This is a genomic window from Phytobacter diazotrophicus (assembly GCF_052061655.1).
GTDB lineage: Bacteria > Pseudomonadota > Gammaproteobacteria > Enterobacterales > Enterobacteriaceae > Phytobacter > Phytobacter diazotrophicus.
In genome coordinates this window covers 5,294,009-5,309,034 of the sequence record NZ_CM125428.1, presented here as the reverse complement: position 1 = coordinate 5,309,034, position 15,026 = coordinate 5,294,009, and the positions used below count along the sequence as shown (strand labels likewise).

At 53.8% G+C, this 15,026-nt stretch carries 13 protein-coding genes; 8 read left to right on the top strand and 5 right to left on the bottom strand.

The window, feature by feature from the left end; translation table 11 throughout:
- Positions 1 to 190: 190 nt before the first annotated feature.
- The 6 genes from pgi (at position 191) to ACS0RQ_RS25655 (ending at position 7,217) form a co-directional block, all read left to right on the top strand.
- The gene (gene pgi / locus ACS0RQ_RS25680; RefSeq protein WP_296433559.1) at positions 191 to 1,837 is read left to right on the top strand and encodes a glucose-6-phosphate isomerase; all 1,647 of its coding nucleotides are present in this window, start codon (positions 191 to 193) and stop codon (positions 1,835 to 1,837) included.
- A 388-nt stretch (positions 1,838 to 2,225) separates the two neighbouring features.
- Positions 2,226 to 2,468 (top strand): exopolysaccharide production protein YjbE, encoded by a 243-nt coding sequence (gene yjbE / locus ACS0RQ_RS25675; protein WP_047372205.1) that lies wholly within the window; start codon positions 2,226 to 2,228, stop codon positions 2,466 to 2,468.
- Between the two features lie 65 nt (positions 2,469 to 2,533).
- Positions 2,534 to 3,172, top strand: a complete 639-nt coding sequence (locus tag ACS0RQ_RS25670; protein WP_271851780.1) for a YjbF family lipoprotein — start codon at positions 2,534 to 2,536, stop codon at positions 3,170 to 3,172.
- Positions 3,169 to 3,909 (top strand): capsule biosynthesis GfcC D2 domain-containing protein, encoded by a 741-nt coding sequence (locus ACS0RQ_RS25665; protein WP_271851781.1) that lies wholly within the window; start codon positions 3,169 to 3,171, stop codon positions 3,907 to 3,909. The genes ACS0RQ_RS25670 and ACS0RQ_RS25665 overlap by 4 nt, the downstream gene beginning before the upstream one ends.
- A complete protein-coding gene (locus ACS0RQ_RS25660) occupies positions 3,909 to 6,005 on the top strand; it encodes a YjbH domain-containing protein (protein WP_271851783.1) in 2,097 nt (698 codons plus the stop codon). The genes ACS0RQ_RS25665 and ACS0RQ_RS25660 overlap by 1 nt, the downstream gene beginning before the upstream one ends.
- 225 nt (positions 6,006 to 6,230) lie before the next feature.
- The gene (locus ACS0RQ_RS25655) at positions 6,231 to 7,217 is read left to right on the top strand and encodes a transposase (protein ID WP_271851994.1); all 987 of its coding nucleotides are present in this window, start codon (positions 6,231 to 6,233) and stop codon (positions 7,215 to 7,217) included.
- A gap of 556 nt (positions 7,218 to 7,773) precedes the next feature.
- Here ACS0RQ_RS25655 and ACS0RQ_RS25650 read toward each other — a convergent pair.
- Positions 7,774 to 8,220, bottom strand: coding sequence for an acyltransferase (locus ACS0RQ_RS25650; protein WP_420372491.1), 447 nt, complete (start codon positions 8,218 to 8,220; stop codon positions 7,774 to 7,776).
- Between the two features lie 21 nt (positions 8,221 to 8,241).
- Positions 8,242 to 8,754 carry a GNAT family N-acetyltransferase gene (locus ACS0RQ_RS25645; protein ID WP_271851073.1) on the bottom strand — a complete coding sequence of 171 codons (513 nt, stop codon included), beginning with the start codon at positions 8,752 to 8,754 and terminating at the stop codon, positions 8,242 to 8,244.
- Positions 8,755 to 8,899: 145 nt separating this feature from the next.
- Between ACS0RQ_RS25645 and psiE the strand changes: the two genes are divergently transcribed.
- Positions 8,900 to 9,313, top strand: coding sequence for a phosphate-starvation-inducible protein PsiE (gene psiE / locus ACS0RQ_RS25640; RefSeq protein WP_039077938.1), 414 nt, complete (start codon positions 8,900 to 8,902; stop codon positions 9,311 to 9,313).
- A 338-nt stretch (positions 9,314 to 9,651) separates the two neighbouring features.
- Here the strand turns inward: psiE and malG are convergent, their stop codons facing one another.
- The 3 genes from malG to malE form a co-directional block, all read right to left on the bottom strand.
- Complete coding sequence (gene malG, locus ACS0RQ_RS25635; RefSeq protein ID WP_039077937.1) at positions 9,652 to 10,542, bottom strand: maltose ABC transporter permease MalG; 891 nt, start codon at positions 10,540 to 10,542, stop codon at positions 9,652 to 9,654.
- Positions 10,543 to 10,556: 14 nt separating this feature from the next.
- Positions 10,557 to 12,101, bottom strand: a complete 1,545-nt coding sequence (gene malF, locus ACS0RQ_RS25630; RefSeq protein ID WP_271851072.1) for a maltose ABC transporter permease MalF — start codon at positions 12,099 to 12,101, stop codon at positions 10,557 to 10,559.
- Positions 12,102 to 12,290: 189 nt separating this feature from the next.
- Complete coding sequence (malE, locus tag ACS0RQ_RS25625) at positions 12,291 to 13,481, bottom strand: maltose/maltodextrin ABC transporter substrate-binding protein MalE (RefSeq protein WP_271851071.1); 1,191 nt, start codon at positions 13,479 to 13,481, stop codon at positions 12,291 to 12,293.
- A 369-nt stretch (positions 13,482 to 13,850) separates the two neighbouring features.
- Here malE and malK point away from each other — a divergent pair, with 369 nt between their 5' ends.
- Positions 13,851 to 14,960 (top strand): maltose/maltodextrin ABC transporter ATP-binding protein MalK, encoded by a 1,110-nt coding sequence (gene malK, locus ACS0RQ_RS25620; RefSeq protein ID WP_039077921.1) that lies wholly within the window; start codon positions 13,851 to 13,853, stop codon positions 14,958 to 14,960.
- Positions 14,961 to 15,026 lie beyond the last annotated feature (66 nt).

Genomic DNA, 15,026 nt, shown 5'->3' with positions numbered 1-15,026 from the left:
GTTACGATTATGCGGATTTTTCATGCAGACGAATCGATTAGAAAAACGTCTTATGTTAGACATATTTATCGCGTAAAAAAGGCCGTTTTAGCAGCGCTGCTGGACAGCGACACAAAAACCATCACAATTTTCATTCGCAGGCGCTACAATCGACCGCAGTCACAATTCTCAAATCAGAAGAGTATTGCTAATGAAAAACATCAACCCGAAGCAGACCGCTGCCTGGCAGGCATTACAGAAACACTTCGATGAAATGAAAGACGTTACTATCGCGGATCTGTTCGCGAAAGATGCCGATCGTTTCTCTAAATTCTCCGCGACCTTCGATGACTTAATGCTGGTGGATTTCTCCAAAAACCGCATCACCGAAGAGACCCTGAGCAAACTGCAGGATCTGGCCAAAGAGACCGCTCTGGCAGATGCGATCAAGTCCATGTTCTCCGGTGAGAAAATCAACCGTACCGAAGATCGCGCCGTGCTGCACGTGGCGTTGCGTAACCGTAGCAATACCCCGATTATTGTTGACGGCAAAGATGTGATGCCGGAAGTCAACGCGGTGCTGGAAAAAATGAAAGCGTTCTCTGAGGCGATCATTTCAGGTAGCTGGAAAGGCTACACCGGCAAAGCGATCACTGATGTGGTGAACATCGGTATCGGCGGTTCCGACCTCGGCCCGTTCATGGTGACCGAAGCGCTGCGCCCGTACAAAAACCATCTGAATATGCACTTCGTTTCTAACGTCGATGGTACCCACATCGCCGAAGTGCTCAAGAAAGTAAACCCGGAAACCACACTGTTCCTGGTAGCGTCTAAGACCTTCACCACTCAGGAAACCATGACCAACGCCCACAGCGCGCGCGACTGGTTCCTGGCAACCGCGGGCGATAACAAACACGTGGCAAAACACTTTGCCGCGCTCTCCACCAACGGCAAAGCGGTTGGCGAGTTTGGTATCGACACGGCGAACATGTTCGAGTTCTGGGACTGGGTTGGCGGCCGTTACTCTCTGTGGTCCGCAATCGGCCTGTCCATCATTCTGTCCGTTGGCTTCGACAACTTTGTTGAGCTGCTCTCCGGCGCGCACGCGATGGACAAACACTTCTCCACCACGCCGGCTGAGAAAAACCTGCCGGTGCTGCTGGCGCTGATCGGTATCTGGTACAACAACTTCTTTGGTGCGGAAACCGAAGCGATTCTGCCGTACGACCAGTACATGCACCGCTTTGCCGCTTACTTCCAGCAGGGCAATATGGAATCCAACGGTAAATACGTTGACCGTAACGGCAACGCGGTGGATTACCAGACGGGCCCGATCATCTGGGGCGAGCCGGGTACTAACGGCCAGCACGCGTTCTATCAACTGATTCACCAGGGCACCAAAATGGTTCCTTGCGACTTTATCGCTCCGGCGATTACCCACAACCCGCTGTCGGATCACCATCCGAAACTGCTGTCTAACTTCTTCGCCCAGACCGAAGCACTGGCGTTCGGGAAATCCCGCGACGTGGTTGAGCAGGAATATGCGGACCAGGGTAAAGATCCGAAGTCGCTGGAACACGTGGTGCCGTTCAAAGTGTTCGAAGGCAACCGTCCGACCAACTCCATCCTGCTGCGCGAAATTACCCCGTTCAGCCTGGGCGCGTTGATCGCACTGTACGAGCACAAAATCTTTACTCAGGGCGCGATCCTCAACATCTTCACCTTCGACCAATGGGGTGTTGAGCTTGGCAAACAGCTTGCTAACCGTATCCTGCCTGAACTCGGTGATGATAAAGAAGTCAGCAGCCATGACAGTTCCACGAATGGCCTGATTAATCTTTATAAAGCCTGGCGTTAATATCGTTCATCGATAAGGATGAGCGAAATACGCAAATTAAAATGCCGACATAACGTCGGCATTTTATTATCGGATAATTCTTGTTGTTCCGGCATCGACATAATTCTTCATTATGAGGTTATTCTGAAAAAACAGAATACCCGGTTAATTCCTCAGTGTTATTTTCAGATGTTACGTATACTTCCATGTTGTTTCTTTAATTGTAACTAAATGAAATATAATGGTTTTATATTAAATTAATATCGGCAGTTTATCGTTTTTATCCAATTTTCTTAAAACTTCCCGCTGCGTTTCCCATTCGACAAATAGCCTGCTTTAGTTGTGTATACTCGTTCTCGCCTGTTTATTTTCAGGCAAATCTCCATTCATTCAATGAAGGGAAATTGATATGAAAAAAGCACTGTATGGCATTTTTGCCATTACCGCGCTTGCGGCGACGTCTGCTTTTGCGGCACCGATTGAAGTCGGTGACGCGGCAGGGTCGGCAGCGACGACAGTTTCTGCGGGTAGCTCCTCAGCAACCAGCGTCAGCACCGTAAGTTCTGCGGTAGGTGTTGCCCTTGCGGCAACCGGTGGCGGTGATGGTTCCAATACCGGAACCACGACCACCACGACCACCAGTACTCAATAACGGCGAGTACTTTAATCATAACCACACTTCGGTGTGGTTATTTCGTCCCCCTCTGGAGAAGAGTCGTGAAGCGACCCGCAATCATCCTGATTTGCCTGCTGATTCAGGCCTGTTCATCCACCACGAAAGGGCTGGGCCATTCGCTCTGGAATAGCGTGTTCGGCACGCCGGGCGTCCAGTTAACCGATGACGAAATCCAAAACATGCCCTACGCCAGCCAGTATGTGCGGCTCAATGGCGGGCCGCAGCTCTTCGTTGTGCTCGCCTTCTCAGAAGACGGGCTGCAGAAATGGGCAACGCAGGATCAGGCCATTTTCGTTACACAGCATTATCGCATTGTGAAAACCCTGACCAACGGCGACAACCTGCTGGAGGTGAATAACCTGGCGGCAGACCCGTTAGCCAACCCGAATCAAATTATCGACGGCGCGAGCTGGACCCGCACGATGGGCTGGACAGAGCACAAACAGGTGCGTTACGCGACGGCGCGCTCGGTCTTCCACTGGAATGGCTCTGACTCGGTCACGCTGGGCAGCGAATCCACGCATGTGCGCATTCTTGATGAAGAGATTACGACGGACCAGACCCACTGGCGTAACCGTTACTGGGTGGATGAAGACGGATTAATCCGTCAGTCGGAACAGTACCTGGGGGCGAACTGGTTCGCGGTCAGAACCACGCTTATCAAGGCGGCGAAATCATGAGGCTCTTATCCGCTACCGCACTGTTACTCTGCTTTGCCTCTTCACTGGCGCAGGCCGCTGGCAACGTCAATGTCTACATGGCAGGCGACAGTAAACCCAGGGTACTCACCAACGCGGCACGTCTGATTGATGTCGTGGGGCAGCCTCGTCTGGCACAAAGCTGGTGGCCGGGGGCGGTCATCAGCGAGCGGCAGGCCACGGCTCTTGAAGAGCAGCGCCAGCAGGCATTACTGGGCAGCCTTAGCGCGTTGGCCGCCGAGGAAGAGGGCGACGATGCGGCAGCGATAAACAGCATACGTCGCCAGGTTCAGGCGCTGCGTGTGACGGGGCGGCAATTGATCAATCTCGACCCGGATTATGTGCGAATTAAAACGCGTGCTAACCCTCCTCTGGAGGGCGAATACAGCTTGTGGGTGGGACCACGGCCTGCGACGGTCATCGTGCTGGGGCTGGTAAGCCAGCCGGGTAAAAAGCCCTTTACGCCAGGGCGTGACGTGGTGAGTTACCTCGATGAGATGAGTTTGCTGAGCGGGGCGGAAAAAAGCGACGCCTGGTTGATTTATCCCAATGGTCGGACAGAGAAAGTGCCGGTGGCGTACTGGAACCGACGTCATGTTGAACCTATGCCGGGCAGCGTGATTTTTGTCGGCTTCGCTCCGGCGTTATGGGGCGATCGCTATGAAGTGCTGAACGCTGACATTCTTCGCTTACTGACCCATCGGATACCGGAAGAATAATGAAAAAATCGTTTGTCATCAGTATCCTGGCGCTAAGTGTGAGTGCCGCCTGCCAGGCTGAAACGTATCCGGCACCTGTTGGGCCCTCGCAATCGGATTTTGGTGGCGTAGGTCTGTTGCAAACCCCCACAGCCCGTATGGCGCCTGCGGGGGAGATCAGCCTTAACTATCGCGATAACGACCAGTACCGCTACTATTCAGGCTCGATGCAGCTTTTCCCGTGGCTGGAAACCACACTGCGTTATACCGATGTGCGTACCCGGAAATACAGCAGCGTGGAGGCCTTCTCCGGTGAGCAGACGTATAAGGATAAAGCCTTCGACGTGAAAGTGCGTTTATGGGAAGAGGGATTCTGGTTGCCGCAGGTGGCGGTTGGCGCGCGCGATATTGGTGGTACTGGCCTGTTTGACGGCGAGTATGTTGTGGCGAACAAAGCCTGGGGACCCTTTGATTTCTCCCTCGGGCTTGGCTGGGGATATCTGGGTACCTCTGGCAATATCAAAAATCCGCTGTGTACCTATAAGCAAAAATTCTGCTATCGCGATAACAGCTATAATCAGGCGGGCTCTGTGGATGCCAGCCAGATGTTTCACGGCCCGACCGCGCTTTTTGGCGGGGTGGAATACCAGACGCCGTGGCAGCCGCTGCGTCTGAAACTGGAATATGAAGGCAACAACTATCAGCAGGACTTTGCCGGTAAGCTACCGCAAAAGAGCAAGTTTAACGTCGGCGCGATTTATCGGGTGACGGACTGGGCCGATGTGAACCTGAGCTATGAGCGTGGGAATACCGTGATGTTCGGCTTTACCCTGCGTAATAACTTCAACGAGTTGCGTCCGAATTACAACGATAACTCACGTCCGAAGTATCAGCCACAGCCCCAGGATGCCATTCTTCAGCACTCTGTCGTGGCCAATCAATTGACCTTGTTGAAGTACAACGCCGGGTTTGCCAATCCACAAATTCAGGTGAAAGGCGACACGCTCTACGTGACCGGGGAACAGGTGAAATACCGTGACTCTCAGGAAGGCGTGGTGCGCGCAAATCGTATCATCATGAACGATTTACCGGAGGGTATCCGCACTATCCGCGTGACGGAAAACCGTCTGAATATGCCGCAGGTGACCACCGAAACCGATGTTGCCAGTCTGCAACGTCATCTTGAAGGTGAGCCACTGGGCCAGGAAACGCAGCTCGTGCAACAGCGTGTTGAGCCGATTGTGCCGGATAAGCCGGAGCAGGGCTGGTATATCGAGAAATCGAGCTTTGATTTCCACATCGACCCGGTTTTAAACCAGTCTGTTGGGGGACCGGAAAGTTTCTACATGTACCAGCTTGGGGCGATGGCGACCGCCGACTGGTGGCTGAGCGATCACCTGCTGACAACCGGCAGCCTGTTCGCCAACATTGCCAACAACTACGACAAATTTAACTACACCAATCCGCCGCCGGATTCAAAACTGCCGCGTGTGCGTACCCGCGTGCGTGAGTATGTACAAAACGATATCTACGTGAACAACCTGCAGGCCAACTACTTCCAGTACATGGGTAACAATTTCTATGGCCAGGTGTACGCCGGTTATCTGGAGACGATGTACGGTGGTGCGGGGGCAGAGGTGCTGTGGCGGCCGGTTGACAGCAACTGGGCCTTCGGTATTGACGCCAACTACGTGAAACAGCGTGACTGGCGTAGCGCGCAGGACATGATGAAGTTTACGGATTATAGCGTTAAAACCGGGCACTTAACGGCCTACTGGACACCCCCGTTCGCCCAGGATGTGCTGATCAAAGCGAGCGTCGGGCAATATCTGGCGGGTGATAAAGGCGGCACTCTGGAAGTGGCTAAACATTTCGACAGCGGGGTGGTTGTCGGGACGTATGCCACTATCACCAACGTGTCGCCGAAAGAGTACGGAGAGGGGGATTTCACCAAAGGGGTGTATGTGTCTATTCCAATGGATCTCTTCACCTCCGGTGCTACTCGTAGCCGTGCGGCCGTGGGCTGGACGCCACTGACGCGTGATGGCGGACAGATGCTGGGACGTAAGTTTGATCTTTACAGTATGACCAGCGATAAGAGTTTGAATTTCCGCTAATTCCCGGATTCGGCGCAAACGCCTTATCCGGGCTTGTATTATTAAAAAATCCAGAGATAACCGGCCAGTTCTCTCTGGTGGTGGTCCGGATGCCGTATCCGGGCTCAGACTTTGAGTCTGTATCGTAGATCCCCGCACCGGACCACCGTTATCCACAAGTGATAAACCGAACAGTATCATGGACCGGATTACCCGGTACCCCGCATTTGCAAGGAGGGTTACACTATGGAGCACGAACTTCACTTTATCGGCATTGATGTTGCCAAAGCTAAACTCGATGTCGATATGTTGCGGCCTGATGGCCGTCACCGCAGCAAAAAATTTGCCAACACCCCCGGAGGGCATGACGAGCTCGTCAGCTGGTTGCAGGGACATCAGGTCAGCAATGCCCATATCTGCATGGAAGCGACCGGGACGTATATGGAAGATGTCGCCGCTCATCTCTCTGACGCAGGATATCAGGTCTCTGTTATCAATCCGATGCTCAGCAAAGCGTTCGTTCAGAGCCAGGGAATACGCAGCAAAACCGATACGGTGGATGCCCGCCAGCTGGCATATTTTTGCCGGGAGAAACGCCCGGCGATATGGGAAGCCCCCCATCCGGTTGAACGTGCCCTGCGGGCGCTGGTGCTGCGGCATCAGGCGCTGACAGAGATGCATGTACAGGAGCAGAACCGGCGGGAAAGCGCGCGTGAGGTTCAGTTGCCGAGCATAGACATGCATCTGCTGTGGCTGGAGACGGAACTGAAACGTCTTGAAAAACAGATAAAAGACCTGACGGATGATGACCCGGATATGAAACAGCGGCGCAAACTGCTGGACAGTATCCCGGGCATAGGCCCGAAAACCGCAGCGGTGCTGCTGGCTTATGTGGGACTGAAAGACAGGTTCAGGGAGGCGAGGCAGTTCGCGGCGTATGCAGGTCTGACGCCCCGGCAACATGAATCAGGCAGCAGTATCAGGCGGGTGAGCAGGATGAGTAAACTGGGCCATGCGTCGCTGCGTCGTGCGCTGTACATGCCAGCGATGGTGACGCTGTACAAAACGGAATGGGGTCGGGTGTTCAGGGAACGGCTGGAGAAGAACGGGAAGAATGCGAAGCTGATAATCGGGGCGATGATGAGGAAACTGGCGCAGGTTGCCTATGGCGTCCTGAAGTCAGGACGCCCGTTCGATGCCACGTTACATCAGGGAAATGCTTGCGCGGCATAACAGTATCTACGACCGGTTTTCTCCCTCTCCCCCTGGGAGAGGGTTGGGGTGAGGGGAATATGCGGCTCGGAAGGTGGGTTCCGTTCACCTTATATTCATGGCGAAATGTCACCACCGGACACGTGAACGGGTAAAGGGGAACACCGCGTTCCCCTTTACAATCCCCGCGGCCCCGCAAAGAAATCGGTGCTTCGCACTGCGTTCGCCTCCCGCCCCGCTGCCTGCGGTCGGTTTGACTCGAGTTACTCGCCCCATCCCTGGGGCTCGCCCTTCGGGCCAACGCGTTGCGTTGTTCAAAATCGTTCCGGACGATTTTGTCCTGTCTCGACAAACCTCAGTCCGCCATCCCTGGCGGCCTGACCTTGTCATCGGGTCTTCGTCTCACCGATTTCAGCGGGGATTCAACCCCCTCGCTGCATGCTCTGCGCCAGGGGGCACAAAGTTGTCGCTGTGGTTGTCATGCGGGAAAATGAGTCAGCCGTGACTAACAAGGTTGAAGACGCTCACTATCTACGACTGGGTGTGTAGCCCCGGCAAGCGCAGCGCCGCCGGGGGTCTACAAGCGCCGCAACAGCTTCGCCGGATTACCCGCGTAAACCCCTTTCTCAGTGATCGATTTGGTGACTACGCTGCCAGCACCAATCACCACGCCATCGCAAATGGTCACTGCCAGAATGGTGGCGCCGCTGCCAATCGACACATCATTACCCACCACAATCCTTCCCCAGCTATCCCTGTCCGGGTTGGGTTTGCCTTCACGAAACATATCGTTGGCGAACATCACGCCATGACCAATAAAACAACGCTCGCCAATGGTCACATATTCGCAGATAAAACTGTGGGACTGGACTTTGCTGCCCTTGCCGATTTTCGTATGTCCCTGGATTTCGACAAAAGGCCCGATGAAAACGTCTTCTGCCAGTTCGCAGTCATACAGATTCACCGGGTCATAGATCACCACATTTTCACCGCAAATCACGTTACGGATAGCGGCCTGCCGCATCTTCGCACCCATCCCATCTCCTTAAATGACTTTGCCCAGAATATGCAGCGTGCTCTGCTGCGAGGCGGTACTGAACACGGTATCCCGCACATGTTCAAAGCCCTGGCGTTCATAGAATCGACGGGCCTGCGGGTTGGCATCCAACACTTCCAGCCACAGGAAGCGTTCGCCATGTTTCCGCGCACGACGCGTTACCTCCTGGATAACACCTTCCCCATAACCTTTACCGGTCGCCTGCGGCAGAAAATAGAGTTTATGCAGTAGTGTTCCTGACGGGCCCTGGGGGCCAGCGGCCGCATGCCAACTGAATTTGGCAAAGCCGACCGGGATACCATCGCTGGCAGCAACCAGCCAGCAGCACTCCTCGTCCTGCAGACTCTGCTGTAAAACGGGCAGCGCGTATTCTTGCGCGAGAAAATTCGCCAGTTCATCTTTTTTCTGCCACAAATGGGCGAAATGATGGGTATAGCTGGCGTATGCCATGTCGTGGAGCAGTTCAGCATCGTTAACCTGTGCCTTACAGATTGTAAGCATTATATTTTTTACTCCCTGTTGCTGTGCTTGCAGGGCGATATGTCACCACGATACAGAACAAAATATAAGCAAAAAATCTAGATCTTGATCACATTTTTGCGTTATACAGAAAGCTCGCCACTGAGAATGAGGTGCCGGTATGACAATGCCATCGCTAACTGTTCGTCCACGCGTTGAGTTTATCTCCACCGTTCTCCAGACCGTGTTGAATCTGGGTTTGCTGAGTCTTGGCCTGATTCTGGTTGTCTTTCTGGGTAAGGAGACGCTGCATCTTGCGGATGTCCTTTTCGCGCCTGAACAAACCAGCAAGTATGCGCTGGTGGAAGGACTGGTGGTCTACTTTCTTTACTTTGAATTTATCGCGCTGATTGTGAAGTACTTTCAGTCCGGTTTTCACTTCCCGCTTCGTTATTTTATCTACATTGGGATTACCGCGATTGTGCGACTGATCATCGTCGATCATAAATCTCCAATGGACGTGCTGATCTACTCTGGCGCGATCCTGCTTCTCGTGATCACTTTGTGGTTGTGTAACTCTAAACGTCTGAAACGCGAATAAAAAAATGGCGCTCCGGGGAGCGCCTAACAACAGTCACAAGTTAACTCGCCATATATCGGTTTGCAGGGGGGGTTGGCGGCCTCGTTTACCCCCGTCACCTACATTTTGTAAGTTACCGGGGATGCTCTCTCTTGCCGCCTTCCTGCAACCCGAATTATTTAGAGTTCGGGTCAATATTCCAATGAGGACTACAGTGGCATATATACTCGTCATACTTCACGTTGCAGATGCGTTGGCTACACTCGTTCCCCCCGGTCACTTACTCCAGTAAGCTCCCGGGGACTTTCTCATTTGCCGCCTTCCTGCCACGCGAATTATTTAGAGTATGACGATGAAAATTAACCTTTTACACCGCCTGCGGTGAGGCCGTTAACCAGCCAACGCTGCGCAAGCAGGAAGACAACCGTAATCGGGATTGCTGACAGCACCGCAGCGGCTGCAAAGTCGCCCCACAGATAGTTTTGCGGGTTGAGGTATTGCTGCATGCCAACGGCCAGGGTGTAGCTGTTGACATCGCGCAGTAGCAACGAGGCTACTGGCACTTCGGTGATCGCGGCGATAAACGACAGAATGAACACGACCGCCAGAATCGGTACCGACAACGGCAACAGCACCAGACGGAATGCCTGCCACGGCGTTGCGCCATCCAGCGCTGCCGCTTCCTCCAGCGAGTTGTCGATCGTTTCGAAATAACCTTTAATCGTCCAGACGTGCAGGGCGATGCCGCCCATATAGGCGAAAATAACCCCGCCGTGCGTGTTCAGGCCGATAAACGGAATGTACTGGCCCAGACGGTCAAACAAGGCATACAGAGCCACCAGCGACAGCACCGCCGGGAACATCTGGAAAATCAGCATCCCTTTCAACAGCGTCGCTTTGCCAGGAAAGCGCATACGAGCAAAGGCATACGCACAGGTAGTTGAGAGCGCCACTACACCGATAGCGGTAATCGCTGCGATCTTGATGGAGTTCCACAACCACAGCAGCACCGGGAAGGGGGGCGGCGTCACGCGGCCATCGGCGTGCTCCACGCTAAAGCCCAGCGCCAGTTTCCAGTGTTCCCACGAGATGCTTTCCGGAATGAGGCTCCCGGTGGCGAAGTTGCCTTCACGCAGAGAGATGGTGATCACCATCAGCAGCGGGAACATAATTGCGGCGATAAACACCAGCAATAACAAATGGGTAACGAATAACCTTAATTTTTGCGATTTCGCCTGGACCATTGCCATAATCATCGCCCTCCTTAATCAAATTTCATGCGTGTGGCTTTCAGGTTGATGATGGCAAGCGCGCCAACCAGCAAGAAAATCAGCGTGGCGATAGCGGCCGCGAGGCCAAAATCTTGCCCACCGCCACCCTCAAAGGCAATGCGGTAGGTGTAGCTGACCAGCAGGTCGGTATAGCCCGCAGGCGTGGTGGTGCCGATACGGTCCGGGCCACCGTTGGTCAACAACTGAATCAACACGAAGTTATTAAAGTTAAAGGCGAAACTGGCGATCATCAGCGGCGTGAGCGGCTTGATCAGCAGCGGGAAGGTGATGCGGAAGAAATTCTGGAACGGCCCGGCGCCATCCATTGCCGAGGCTTCATACAAATCGTCCGGAATCGCTTTCAGCAGCCCCATGCACAGAATCATCATGTACGGATAACCGAGCCAGGTGTTGACGATGATGATCATCGAACGTGCCGTGGTCGGGTCGCTAAACCACGCCGGTTTGATACCAAACAGCGCGCTCAGCATCATGTTGATCTCACCGAAGCTCTGGTTAAACAGCCCCTTGAAGATCAGAATGGAGATAAAGGACGGCACGGCGTAAGGCAGAATCAGCAGGACGCGGTAGATGGCCTTGCCTTTGAGCGATTCCCACTGCACCAGACAGGCCAGTACCATGCCGACGGCGACGGTCAACACGACGGTTAACAGCGAGAAGACCACCGTCCAGACGAAAATCTCAATAAACGGTTTCTGGATACCTTCATCGGTAAAGACGCGCATGAAGTTATCCCAGCCAATGGTAACGGTGTAGCCTGGGCTGAGCTTTTCATCGCCCCAACTGTTATCAGCATTAATGGCCTGATAGAAACCCACAGTGTTATTGGGACGGTATTTCACGCCGCTCTGCTTGTTGGTGAGCGTGCCATCTTCCGCCATGCTGTACAGCGGCGTGGTGCCAGAGAACTGACGCAGTGAGCTCATCACAACATTGCTGTTATCTGGCAATACGGCGGTAAGCTGGTTAAGCGCGGTGCGGTTTTGCGTGACGTCACGCAGGGTGCCACGTTCGCCCGCAGGCAGGGTATCCGTCTCTTTTAAGACGATTTTTTGCTCGCCACCGAGTTTAAAGGCGTCCGAAAGATAGTTTTTGCCGCTTTCACCGTCGGTTAGCGCCAGTCGCCAGCTTCCCTCCGCCGGGAAAAGCGCAAAGTTATAGGTTTTGCCCGCCTGATAAGAGCGGTCCATCAGCACCTGCTGCGCGCGTTCTTGCGTGAGCTGGTGAGTGCTGCTGTAGTTCGTGAACGCAATGGCGATGGTACAAATCAAGGGAAACAGGACAAACAGCCCCATCCCGGCAAGGCCTGGATAGACATAACGCCAGGCGTAGGTTTTACGATTCGCAAAAATGTACAGGCCAGCCGAGCTTAAAATCAGCGTCGTGATGGCGAAAAGATATTCCCCTTGTGCATACATTAAAACTACAAGGTACCCCACCAGTAAGCCCAGCAGACCTATCACTGACCATTTCAGCGCGTCACTTTGCCACCAGTGCTTCTTTTTAATGACATCCATGGGGGAGCTTCCTCTTTACACTTCATCATTCGCGCTGCCTCTTTGTTGGCTGCGGATGCGCACCCCAGTCACTTACTTTTGTAAGCTCCTGGGGATTTGCATCCTTGCCGCCTCGATGCAACACGAATGATTTCGTGTAAACAACGTATTTAACAATCCTTACTTCCTGAGAAATAAGGGACTACAGTCTTACTTAGTAATACGACCCTGTGCGTCTTTCAGCGCGGCATCAACGGTCTGACGACCACTCACTGTGTTGATCACGGCGGTGCGGGTGGCGTACCAGAAGGCGGCCATCTGCGGGATGTTCGGCATGATTTCGCCTTTCTGGGCGTTACCCATTGTTGCCGCGATACGTGGATCTTTCGCTAACTGGTCCTGGAAGGATTTCAGAGCTACCGCGCCGAGTGGTTTGTCTTTATTCACTTCATCCAGACCCTGATCGGTCAGCAGGTAGTTTTCCAGAAACTCTTTTGCCAGTTCTTTATTCGGGCTGGCGGCGTTAATACCGGCACTCAACACACCAACGAACGGTTTGGACGCTTTGCCTTTAAAGGTGGGCAAAGAGGTCACGCCGTAGTTGATTTTGCTCTTATCAATGTTGCCCCACGCCCACGGACCGTTAATGGTCAGCGCAGTTTCGCCTTTGTTAAACGCGGCTTCGGCGATGGAGTAATCCGTATCCGCATTCATATGTTTGTCTTTGATGAGCTTAACCAGGAAGCTCAGACCCGCTTTCGCGCCAGCGCTGTCCACGCCAACGTCTTTCACGTCATATTTGCCGTTTTCAAACTTGAAGGCGTAACCGCCGTCAGCGGCAATCAGCGGCCAGGTGAAGTACGGCTCTTGCAGGTTGAACATCAGCGCGCTCTTACCTTTCGCTTTCAGCTCTTTATCCAGCGCCGGGATCTCTTCCCAGGTTTTTGGCGGGTTCGGCACGAGATCTTTGTTGTAAATCAGTGAGAGGGACTCCACGGCGACCGGGTAGGCGATCAGCTTGCCGTTATAACGCACTGCATCCCAGGTGAACGGGAATAACTTGTCCTGGAAGGCTTTATCCGGGGTCACTTCCGCCAGCAGGCCAGACTGTGCGTAGCCGCCAAAACGGTCATGAGCCCAGAAAATAATGTCCGGGCCATCGCCGGTCGCTGCAACTTGCGGGAATTTCTCTTCCAGCTTGTCCGGGTGCTCAACGGTGACCTTAATACCGGTATCTTTCTCGAATTTTTTACCCACTTCGGCCAGGCCGTTATAGCCTTTGTCGCCGTTGATCCAGATAACCAGCTTACCTTCTTCAATCTTTGCGAGGGCAGAAGCGGAGAACATCATCGTCGTCAGTGCGGACAATGCGAGGATGCGTGCGCCTGTTTTGAATTTCATATATCCCGTCCTTTAGGTGATGTGCTCGTGGATATGTTTGGTGGTCTAACGGGGTGTAGTCTCCTTTGTTGGCAAGCGCTTCTCATCCTCCTTACCCCTACGCCCCTGGGTGGATTTGTGTGATCTCTGTTACATAAAGTTTCTTTATGTGTGTCAGCGCACATAAAAACACACCGATTTTTGCCGTCTGCGTCACGAAAATCGCCTCAGCCCCCGGCAACGCGGGGCAGACTCGTCCCTCTCATCCTCCCGTCTCCTCCCCCATAAAAAAGCGAGGGGGTGGAGGATTCGCCAGCGTTATCAATAGCCCATAGTCAGCCCATCTTGAATGTTTCTGTAAGTGACAGGTTGTAACGAAGGGAGAGGGGCATGGCGAGCGTACAGCTGCGGAATGTAACGAAAGCCTGGGGCGATGTGGTGGTGTCAAAAGACATCAATCTCGACATCCACGAAGGAGAATTCGTGGTGTTTGTCGGTCCGTCAGGCTGTGGGAAGTCGACGCTGCTGCGCATGATTGCGGGTCTGGAAACCATTACCAGCGGCGATTTGTTTATTGGCGATGCTCGGATGAACGATATCCCACCCGCCGAGCGCGGCGTGGGCATGGTGTTTCAGTCTTATGCACTTTATCCGCACCTTTCCGTGGCGGAGAACATGTCATTCGGCTTAAAGCTGGCCGGGGCGAAAAAAGAGGTCATCAACCAGCGGGTCACCCAGGTCGCAGAAGTCCTGCAACTGGCGCATTTGCTGGAGCGTAAACCGAAAGCCTTGTCTGGCGGTCAGCGTCAGCGCGTGGCAATTGGTCGTACGCTGGTGGCAGAACCGCGCGTTTTCCTGCTGGACGAACCGCTTTCCAACCTTGATGCCGCGCTGCGTGTGCAGATGCGTATTGAGATTTCGCGTCTGCATAAGCGCCTCGGCCGCACGATGATTTACGTCACCCACGATCAGGTAGAAGCGATGACGCTCGCTGACAAAATCGTGGTGCTGGACGCCGGTCGCGTCGCGCAGGTGGGTAAACCGCTTGAGCTTTACCACTATCCGTCAGACCGCTTTGTCGCCGGGTTTATTGGTTCGCCAAAAATGAATTTCCTGCCGGTGAAGGTAACGGCCACCGCCATTGAACAAGTCCAGGTCGAGCTGCCTAACCGCCAGCGGGTCTGGCTGCCTGTCGACAGCGCCAATGTGCAGGTCGGCAGCAATATGTCACTCGGTATTCGCCCTGAACACCTGCTGCCAAGCGACATCGCTGATGTCACCCTGGAAGGCGAAGTTCAGGTCGTCGAACAGCTAGGCCACGAAACGCAAATTCACATCCAGATCCCCGCCATCCGTCAAAACCTGGTCTACCGCCAGAATGACGTGGTGTTGGTAGAAGAGGGGGCCACATTCGCTATCGGCTTGCCGCCAGAGCGCTGCCATCTGTTCCGCGAGGATGGTACGGCCTGTCGTCGGTTGCATAAAGAGCCGGGCGTTTAAGGTCTCCCATTAAAAAAGCAAAACGCCAAACCGTTCGCGGTTGCAGCCAACGAAGAGGCAGCCCGA

Excerpts from the sequence above, each read along its gene's own strand:
- yjbE (WP_047372205.1), top strand. The coding sequence starts at position 2,226 with ATGAAAAAAGCACTGTATGGCATTTTTGCCATTACCGCGCTTGCGGCG.
- ACS0RQ_RS25645 (WP_271851073.1), bottom strand. The coding sequence starts at position 8,754 with ATGCTTACAATCTGTAAGGCACAGGTTAACGATGCTGAACTGCTCCAC.
- malE (WP_271851071.1), bottom strand. The coding sequence starts at position 13,481 with ATGAAATTCAAAACAGGCGCACGCATCCTCGCATTGTCCGCACTGACG.
- ACS0RQ_RS25655 (WP_271851994.1), top strand. The coding sequence starts at position 6,231 with ATGGAGCACGAACTTCACTTTATCGGCATTGATGTTGCCAAAGCTAAA.
- pgi (WP_296433559.1), top strand. The coding sequence starts at position 191 with ATGAAAAACATCAACCCGAAGCAGACCGCTGCCTGGCAGGCATTACAG.
- ACS0RQ_RS25665 (WP_271851781.1), top strand. The coding sequence starts at position 3,169 with ATGAGGCTCTTATCCGCTACCGCACTGTTACTCTGCTTTGCCTCTTCA.
- malG (WP_039077937.1), bottom strand. The coding sequence starts at position 10,542 with ATGGCAATGGTCCAGGCGAAATCGCAAAAATTAAGGTTATTCGTTACC.
- psiE (WP_039077938.1), top strand. The coding sequence starts at position 8,900 with ATGCCATCGCTAACTGTTCGTCCACGCGTTGAGTTTATCTCCACCGTT.
- ACS0RQ_RS25660 (WP_271851783.1), top strand. The coding sequence starts at position 3,909 with ATGAAAAAATCGTTTGTCATCAGTATCCTGGCGCTAAGTGTGAGTGCC.
- malF (WP_271851072.1), bottom strand. The coding sequence starts at position 12,101 with ATGGATGTCATTAAAAAGAAGCACTGGTGGCAAAGTGACGCGCTGAAA.
- malK (WP_039077921.1), top strand. The coding sequence starts at position 13,851 with ATGGCGAGCGTACAGCTGCGGAATGTAACGAAAGCCTGGGGCGATGTG.
- ACS0RQ_RS25650 (WP_420372491.1), bottom strand. The coding sequence starts at position 8,220 with ATGCGGCAGGCCGCTATCCGTAACGTGATTTGCGGTGAAAATGTGGTG.